Here is an 8459-nt window from a genome sequence, read left to right as displayed (position 1 = left end):
CCCCATCAGGCATCACCCACCAAGGAGACACCATGTCCGACACCGCCGCCGCCGTGGAACTCACCGACGTCGAGCAGAAGTCCCTCGACGAGATCCCGCACCCCTCGCTCCCCGAGGGCTCCAGCATCTACGGCTCCACCAAGGTCTTCCCCGACTACCGGGCCGAGGACGGCGAGACCTACTTCACCCTCGTCCACGGCATCGCCCACGAGTCCTCGGTGTCCTTCGTCGCCGTGCTCCAGGCCACCCGTGCCCTGCGCAAGGGCTTCGAGGCGGCCGTCTACTTCTACGGTCCCGGTTCGCTCAACTGCCTCGCCACGCGCGGCTTCCCGACCACCGGCAACTCCGCCTTCCCCGGCGAGCACAACATCAACGACCAGCTCAAGACGTTCATCGCCGAGGGCGGCAAGGTCTACTGCTGCCGCTTCGGCCTCTCCCTGCACGGTGCCCGCGAGGAGGACCTGATCGAGGGCGTCATCCCCACCCACCCCCTCGACGTCCAGGACGCGATCATCCACTACGCCCGCAAGGGCGCCATCATCAACTCCACCTACCAGCTCTGAGAGGTGCGTCATGAGCATTGGCACCGATACGACGAGGACGAGCACGGGGGCGTGTGCGGCGGGGGCCCGGGCCGGGGCCGGTACGGCGGCGACGGGTACGAGTACGGCGCGGCCGAGCACGGCGGTGGACGTACGGATCATGACCCGCGCCGAGCTGGCCCTGCGGGGCATCCGTCAGGACGTCGAGGTGCGGCGGCCGGACGGCGCGGGTCCCAGCGACGACGGCCATGTCCTTGTCGACGGTGCCAATGCCGCGCTGCCCCGCAACCCCGACAGCCCCTACACGGTCCGTGACGGCAGGGTCTGGCTCGGCGACGGGTCCGGGGCGCTGACCGACACCGGGCTCGCCCTGACCCCCGTACGGCGCCCCGCGTTCTACGACCTGACGACGGCCGACGGCGTGCGGTACGAGGAGATCGCCCGGCTGCACGGTTCGGACGTGCTCGCCACGACCGTCGTACAGACCTGTGTCCGCTACGGCGAGTCCGACCGCTGCCGGTTCTGCACCATCGAGGAGTCCCTGCGCTCCGATGCGACCGTCGCCGCCAAGACCCCGGCACAGCTCGCCGAGGTCGCCGAGGCGGCGGTACGGCTGGACGGCGTCCGGCAGATGGTCATGACCACCGGCACCACCGCGGGCCCCGACCGCGGCGCGCGCAATCTCGTACGGTCGGTACGGGCCGTACTGGACGCGGTGCCCGGCCTTCCCGTCCAGGTGCAGTGCGAACCGCCGGGCGACCCGGTGTGGATCCGCGCGCTGCACGACGCCGGGGCGACCGCGGTCGGCATCCACGTGGAGTCCCTCGACGACAAGGTGCGCCGGCGGTGGATGCCGGGCAAGTCGACCGTGCCGATGGCCGAGTACGAGGCCGCGTGGGACGAGGCCGTACGGGTCTTCGGGCCCAACCGTGTCTCCACCTATCTGCTCGTCGGCCTCGGCGAGGACCCGGACGAGCTGGTCGCGGGCGCGGGACGGCTGATCGACCGGGGTGTGTATCCCTTCGTCGTACCGTTCCGGCCGATGCGCGGCACGCTCGCCGCCCGTGACGGGATCGGAGCGCCGGACGCGGAGCTGCTGCGGTACGTCACGGAGGGCGTCGCGGCGAAGCTGCGCGCGGCCGGGATGAGCGGTGCCGGCCAGAAGGCGGGCTGCGCGGCCTGCGGGGCATGCAGTGTGCTGAAGACGGCGGGCGGGTGAGCGGCGGTGTATCTGGACGGATCAGCCGCGCCGCGGGCGTCTGTACGGGGAGCCGGGCGGCCGGGCGGTGGCCGGGCCCGTGGACGGGCCGACGGGCCGGGCGGTCACCCGGCCGAGCGTACGGCCGAGAACGCGTTCGACATCCTGGCGCTGCTCGGCGACCGCAGCACTCTGGCACGGCAGCAGGCCTTCCGTATCGAAGAGGCCTGTTCCGCGGCCGAGTTGTCCGGCTACCGGCGGCTGCGCCGGGACGCCTTCGTCCATGAGCAGGGGCTCTTCTCCGGCCATGACCTGGACGACCGCGACGCGGACGACCGTACCGTCGTCCTGGTCGCCAAGGACCGGGACGGCGCTGTCGTCGGCGGCGTACGGCTCGGACCGGTCGGCGACGGTCCCGACATCGGCTGGTGGCAGGGGGGCCGCCTGGTGGTGGCCCGCCGGGCCCGTGGCTCGTACGGCATCGGCGCGGCGCTGGTCCGCGCGGCCTGCGCACGTGCGGAGGCGGAGGGTATTCTGCGGTTCGACGCGACCGTGCAGGGCCGTAACCGGACGCTTTTCGAGCGGCTCGGCTGGCGGTCCGTACGCGGGGTCACGGTCGCGGGTGTGCCGCATGTGCTGATGCGGTGGCCGATCGGACGGATCGCGGCCCAGGCGGCGGCCAAGTCCGCGCTGGGGCCGCTGCTGGCGGCCTTGCGCGGACCGGGCCTTCCCGGGCCCGGTGTTCCCGGTCCGGCGGACGGACCTCCCGCCGGAGTGGCGCGCCGGGCCTCGGGTCGGCCTGTCGGCGAGCCCGGGTCCGGTCCGGCAGCCGGCGGGGCCCCGTACCCGGGCGTGTGGGCCGCTCTCGGTGGCGCCGGGTTCGTCGGTGACGACGGCGCACCCGTGCCCGGTACGGACCTGATCGCCGCGTGCGACGCGATCGTGCCGTCCATGGTCGAGCGTGATCCCGGTTGGGCGGGCTGGTGTTCCGTTCTCGTCAACGTCAACGACCTCGCGGCGATGGGCGCTTCGCCGGTCGGACTGCTCGACTCCGTCGGCGCGAAGGACACGGCGCACGCCGACCGGATCCTCACCGGGCTGGCGCGGGCGGCACGGGCGTACGGGGTGCCGGTCCTCGGCGGCCATACCCAGCTCGGCGTACCGGCCGCCCTTTCGGTGACCGCGCTGGGCCGCGCCGGTCGTCCGGTGCCGGGCGGCGGCGGACGGCCCGGGCACGCGGTACGGCTCACCGCGGACCTCGGCGGCGGCTGGCGCGAGGGCTACCGGGGCCGTCAGTGGGACTCGTCCACCCGTCGGCGTACGGACGAACTCCGCACGATGACCGGGGCGGTGGCCGCCGCCCGGCCCGCCGCGGCGAAGGACGTGTCGATGGCCGGGATCGCCGGGACCCTGGGCATGCTGGCGGAGGCGAGCGGCTGCGGCGCCGTCCTCGACATGGCGTCCGTACCCCGCCCGTCGGACGCGGCCATGGGCGACTGGCTGAGCTGTTTCCCCGGCTTCGCGATGCTGACCACGGACGAACCGGGTGCGGCAGCGCTGCCCGCCGGGCCCGCCACGGGTGCCGTGTGCGGGGAACTGACCACAGGGCAGGGCGTCGGGCTGCGCTGGCCCGACGGAGAGATCACGGACGCGGTCGCCGGCCCGGTGACCGGAATGGGGACCGCATGAGCACGCTTCGTATGGCCGCCGTCGCCGCCGAGTTCGGCCGCGACCTCGAAGAGGACTTCGCCGTGGCAGAGCGGCTGATCAAGGAGGCCCGCGCCGGGGGCGTACGGCTGCTCGCGCTGCCGGAGGCGTGCCTGGGCGGCTATCTGCTCAGCCTCGACGACGACTCGGCGCTGGACGCGGGCCCCCCGCCGCTCGCGGCCGACGGCCCCGAGATCCGCCGACTGGCGGCGCTGGCGGGCGAGTTGACGGTCGTGGCGGGCTACTGCGAGGCGGGTACGGACGGACGGCGCTACAACAGCGTGGTATGCGTCAACGGCGACGGGGTGCTGGGCAATCACCGCAAGGTCCACCAGCCGCTCTCCGAGGACGCCAGCTACGCGTCCGGCGACCGCTTCCACGCCTTCGACACACCGGTCGGCCGGATCGGCATGCTGATCTGCTACGACAAGGCCTTCCCCGAGTCCGCCCGCGCGCTGGCCCTCGACGGCGCGGAGATCGGCGTGGTCGTCTCCGCCTGGCCGGGCGCGCGCACGAACGCCGCGCCCGATCTCGTGAACGACCGCTGGAAGCGCCGTTTCGACCTCTTCGACCGGGCCCGCGCGCTGGAGAACCAGATCGTATGGGTCTCCTCGAACCAGTCGGGTACCTTCGGGTCGCTGCGTTTCGTCGGCAGCGCCAAGGTCGTGGACCCCGGGGGCGAGATCCTCGCCGACACCGGTGTCGGAGCCGGCCTCGCGATCGCCGAACTCGACGTCGCCCGGGCCCTGGAGACCGCTCGCCGCTCCATGGGCCATCTGCGCGACCGGCGCCCGGAGGCGTACACGTACGCGGGAGCGGTCGGCGCGTGAGACGCGTGAGATGCGTGAGAACAGAAGCGGTGAACGGCCGATGAGCACAGTCCGGATCGCGGCCGCCGCCGCCCACTTCGGCCGTGACCTGGAGTTCGGCCTCGCCCGTATCGCCAAACTCATCGATGACGCGCGTCGCTCCGGCGCCGGGCTGCTCGTCCTGCCCGACGCCGCGCTCGGGGGGTATCTCGCCGACCTGCGCCACCCCGATCCCGAGGCGCTCCCGCCGGCCCTGAAGGCGGACGACCCGCTGATCCAACGGGTGGCCCGGCTGGCCGCGGAGATGGTCGTGTGTGTGGGCTACTGCGAGGACGGCGGGGACGAGCGCTACAACGCCGCCGTGTGCGTCAGCGGCGACGGCGTCCTCGGCCGTCATCGCAAGGTGCACCTGCCGGCCGGCGAGACGGCCGCCTACGCGCCGGGCGACGGCTTCGCCGCGTTCGACACCCCGGTGGGACGGATCGGCATGCTGATCGACTACGACAAGACGTTCCCCGAATCCGCCCGCTCCCTGGCTCTGGACGGCGCCGAGATCCTCGCCTGTCTCTCGGCCTGGCCCACCAGCATCACCAATCGCGCTCCGCGGATGGCCCAGGACCGGCAGGCCAAGCTCTTCGACCTGTACGACCAGGCGCGCGCCGCCGAGAACCAGGTCGTCCTCGCCTCCTCCAACCAGACGGGCGCCATGGGCGGCATGCGCTTCCTGGGCCAGTCCAAGGTGGTGGGACCGGGCGGCGACATCCTCGCCCGGACGTGGGCGAAGGCGGGCCTGGCGGTGGCGGAGGTCGACGTGGCGGCGGAGATCGACCGCGCGCGCAGGGTCCTCCGCCATCTGGACGAGCGGCGGCCGTCGGCGTACCGGGAGGCCGGAACGGCGGCGGGCATCCCGAGGCCGCACGTACCGGGGGACCGGCGGGCGGCGCGCGAACCGTACGGAGTGGAACGCGGACCGTACGGACCGGAGCGCGAATCGTACGGACCGGAGCGCGGACCGAACCCCGGCCCCAACCCCCCTTGGACTGCCTCATGAAGATCGCCCTGCTCAGCTACTCGACCAAGCCGCGCGGCGGTGTCGTGCACACGCTGGCACTGGCCGAGGCACTGGCGGAGGCCGGCGAGGACGTGACCGTCTGGTCGCTGGGCCGGGGCGGCGACTCGGGCTTCTTCCGCCCGGTCGGCCCGGGCGTACGCGTACGGATCGTGCCGTTCCCGGAGGGACCGGCGGCCGAGACCGTGGGGGAGCGCGTCCTCCGCTCCATCGCGACCCTGCACGACGCCTTCGACCCGTCGCCCTACGACATCGTCCACGCGCAGGACTGCATCAGCGCGAACGCGGTGGGCGGCCGCTGCATCCGCACCGTCCATCACCTCGACCACTTCACCACGCCCGAACTCGCCGCCTGCCACGAACGGGCCGTCATCGAGCCGTACGCCCACATCTGCGTCTCGCGGTCGGTCGCGGACGAACTGGCGGCGGGCTGGGGCCTGAAGGCGGAGGTCATCCCCAACGGCGTGGCCTACGAGCGCTTCGCCGCCACCGATCCCGCGGCCCGCGCCGCCTGGCGCTCCCGGCTCGGCCGCTATGTGCTGGCCGTCGGCGGCATCGAGCCGCGCAAGGGCGCGCTGGACCTTCTGGAGGCGTACGCGCTCCTGCGCGTGGAGCACCCCGGCATACGGCTGGTGATCGCGGGCGGCGAGACCCTGTTCGACTACCGTGACTACCGCGCCCGCTGGGAGACCCGCGCCGCCGAACTGGGCGTGGAACCAGTCGTACTGGGGCAGGTCCCCGAGCCCGACCTGCCCCCGCTCGTCGCCGCCGCGGCCGCCTTCGCGTTCCCGTCCACGAAGGAGGGCTTCGGTCTGGCGGCCATGGAGGCCCTGGCCGCGGGCGTTCCCCTGGTCGTCCGTGACCTCCCGGTGCTGCGCGAGGTCTTCGCCCCCGCGGCCCGTTTCGCCACCACCCCCGGATCTTTGGCCACCGAACTGTCCGCGGCCCTCACGGTCCCCGCCCCTGCCCGCCGTGCGGCAGGCCGGTCCCTGGCCGCCCGCCACACCTGGCCCACCGCGGCCCGGCGCCACCTCACCTTCTACCGCTCCCACCCGACCAAGTGACGGGGGAGGGGGAGTACGGGGGACCGGGTTGACCCGGACCCACCGCACTCCTGGCGCCTTCCATTCCTACCTGGGCGCGGGAATCCCGTCCCACTTCGGCAGTTTGTAGCCCACCCAGTCCGCGCCGCCCTCGACCGTGCCGGGCGAGTCCACGACCGCAGTCGCCTTGCGGGTGCGCTCCTCGGGAACGATGCTGCGCCCGTCGTCGATCAGAGTGCGGTAACCCCGGAACACGTAGGTCCGTGGGTCGAGAAACAAGTAGGTGGTGAAGTGAGTGACCACCTTCTTGAATTTCCCGGGGCTGTTCCGGTCCGGGAGCCAGCCGGTGGAATCCCGCGTGGCCGAGATCGTGGTGCTCGGCCGGCCGAAGGCGTCCTTCATGGGGGTCTTGACCAATTTGGTGCCCGGGATCAGGGCCAGCGCCTTGAAGAGCGCGGCGTTCACCTTCGGCGGGATGACGGGTGCCTGCTGCATGAGCGCGAGGATGTTCTGGTATTGCAGTTCCGGCGTGAGAGGCGCCGGCGTGACCGGCCGACTCGCAGGCGGTACGGACCGGCTGGTCCAGACCGTCCTGGTCACGAGCTTGCCAGTCCTCGGATCCCTCACCTCGATCTTGACGGGCTTCCCAGGGCGCCCCGACGGAGCGATGGGCAGGACCGGGGGGCGCGGCTGATCGGGTATGGGGTGGACCAGGACGAACCGGGGGTCTGTGGACACCTTCTTCAGCAGGGCCTTCGGATCGGTCGGCAACTGCGCGAAAGCGTCGTACGTCTTGATCGGCTCGAACCTGATGTCATCAAAGGTGGCATGGCGAGGCGTCGGCCGCTGCTCGAGTACGGGCTTCTTCCCCGGCACGGGCGTTTTCTCCGGGACGACCCACAGACTGCCGTCGCCCTTGACCCACTGCGGGTTGATGCCGCACCCCGCGTCACAGGCGACCACGTCGTGGAAGACCCACTGATCAGCCGTCGGGCGTGGCAGCGGCGACTCCTCCGCGGTGATGGCCGCCGCCGCGAGCACGGTCGCCACGGTCTGCGGCTCTCCGATGCCACCAGGGTCGCCGGAAGACCCCGGCAGCGCCACCAGGACGCCGCCGGTGACCGCTGCGGCGGTCACCGCGGCGAGGGCGGTGCTGCGAAGCCTGCCCCGCAGCAGCCGATTCTGCCGGGCCGGTGCCGAGCCGGATTCCTCCTCGGACACAGCCGCTGCCATCAACTTCCACCGGCCACGGGCCAGTTGTCCCGTCTCAGCGGTGGGAGCGTCGCTGCGCAGCTCCCGCAGCGCGGTCAGGTCATCCATGGTCGGTCTCCTCGGATGTGAGAGCGGGGTTGTTGTCGCCAAGGGCGGCGCGCATCTTCTTGCGCGCCCGGTTCAGCCGGGAACGGACGGTGCCCAGCGGGATCCCGAGCGCCGTCGCCACCTCGTCGTAGGAGAGGTCGGCCCAGGCGATGAGCAGCAGGACATGCCGATCGCCGTCACTCAGCGACCGCAGCGCCGCGGCCAGCGGGGCCCTGGAGGCAGCGGCGGTGACCTGGCCGTCCACCCGGTCCGACCAGGACTCGGCCACCGGGTCGACCCCTGTCCTGGCCAGCGCCCGGTAGGCACGCAGTTCGGTCCTGCGGTGCTTGCCGATGAGATTGGCGGCAATGCCGTACAGCCACGGCCGTGCGTGCGGGCGACCGGTGTCGTACCGGTCGCGCTGCCGGAAGGCGATCAGAAAGGTCTCGCCGACGACGTCCTCCGCCATTTCGGCGCCGAGCCTCCTCAGGACATAGCGGTGCAGATCGGCGGCGTAGCGGTCGTAGAGCTGGGCGAATATCTCGGGTTCGGCCACCGAGCGCGCGATCAGCGTCGCGTCGTCGGTGGCTGCCGCACTCGGGGCGGCATTCCCGATGGAGGCGAACAAAGAGGACTCCGTTTCTGGGGGAGCTGTCGAGCGCCCCGCGGGCGCTCATCCCTTGTTGCCCGGAGCCCCCTGGCGAGTTCACGGTGTGCCGGCCGGCGCCCTCGGACCGCGCTGCCGGGCATTCGGCGTGGATATTCCGCTGGCCGTGGCGACAGAGCCGTCGT

Annotated in this window: 8 protein-coding genes; 6 read left to right on the top strand and 2 right to left on the bottom strand. The window is 72.5% G+C overall.

All coding sequences use genetic code 11. The annotated features are described in order from the left end of the window. Positions 1 to 32 precede the first annotated feature (32 nt). The 6 genes from WH07_RS06430 to WH07_RS06405 are packed head-to-tail and all read left to right on the top strand — an operon-like array spanning position 33 to position 6389. On the top strand, positions 33 to 563 hold the full coding sequence (locus WH07_RS06430; RefSeq protein WP_046496377.1) for an MSMEG_0572/Sll0783 family nitrogen starvation response protein: 531 nt from the start codon (positions 33 to 35) through the stop codon (positions 561 to 563). A 10-nt stretch (positions 564 to 573) separates the two neighbouring features. Further along, entirely contained in the window at positions 574 to 1761 is a 1188-nt protein-coding gene (locus WH07_RS06425; RefSeq protein WP_232788742.1) for an MSMEG_0568 family radical SAM protein, read from the top strand. A gap of 6 nt (positions 1762 to 1767) precedes the next feature. Next, complete coding sequence (locus WH07_RS40890; protein ID WP_232788741.1) at positions 1768 to 3429, top strand: MSMEG_0567/sll0787 family protein; 1662 nt, start codon at positions 1768 to 1770, stop codon at positions 3427 to 3429. After that, positions 3426 to 4277 carry a carbon-nitrogen hydrolase family protein gene (locus WH07_RS06415; protein WP_046496375.1) on the top strand — a complete coding sequence of 284 codons (852 nt, stop codon included), beginning with the start codon at positions 3426 to 3428 and terminating at the stop codon, positions 4275 to 4277. Before WH07_RS40890 ends, WH07_RS06415 begins: the two co-directional genes overlap by 4 nt. Before the next feature lie 40 nt (positions 4278 to 4317). Next, a complete protein-coding gene (locus WH07_RS06410; protein WP_232788740.1) occupies positions 4318 to 5307 on the top strand; it encodes a carbon-nitrogen hydrolase family protein in 990 nt (329 codons plus the stop codon). Beyond that, a complete protein-coding gene (locus WH07_RS06405; protein WP_046496373.1) occupies positions 5304 to 6389 on the top strand; it encodes an MSMEG_0565 family glycosyltransferase in 1086 nt (361 codons plus the stop codon). Before WH07_RS06410 ends, WH07_RS06405 begins: the two co-directional genes overlap by 4 nt. Before the next feature lie 66 nt (positions 6390 to 6455). Here WH07_RS06405 and WH07_RS06400 read toward each other — a convergent pair whose 3' ends face one another. Then, positions 6456 to 7688: a hypothetical protein gene (locus tag WH07_RS06400; protein WP_046496371.1), complete on the bottom strand. Its 1233-nt coding sequence runs from the start codon at positions 7686 to 7688 to the stop codon at positions 6456 to 6458. After that, positions 7681 to 8295 (bottom strand): RNA polymerase sigma factor, encoded by a 615-nt coding sequence (locus tag WH07_RS06395; protein ID WP_198533734.1) that lies wholly within the window; start codon positions 8293 to 8295, stop codon positions 7681 to 7683. The genes WH07_RS06400 and WH07_RS06395 overlap by 8 nt, the downstream gene beginning before the upstream one ends. Positions 8296 to 8459: the final 164 nt, after the last annotated feature.

The sequence above is a fragment of the Streptomyces odonnellii genome, from assembly GCF_000981895.1.
GTDB classification, from domain to species: Bacteria; Actinomycetota; Actinomycetes; order Streptomycetales; family Streptomycetaceae; genus Streptomyces; species Streptomyces odonnellii.
The sequence above is the reverse complement of the archived record's forward strand: the minus strand, read 5'-3'. Positions and strand labels throughout refer to the sequence as shown.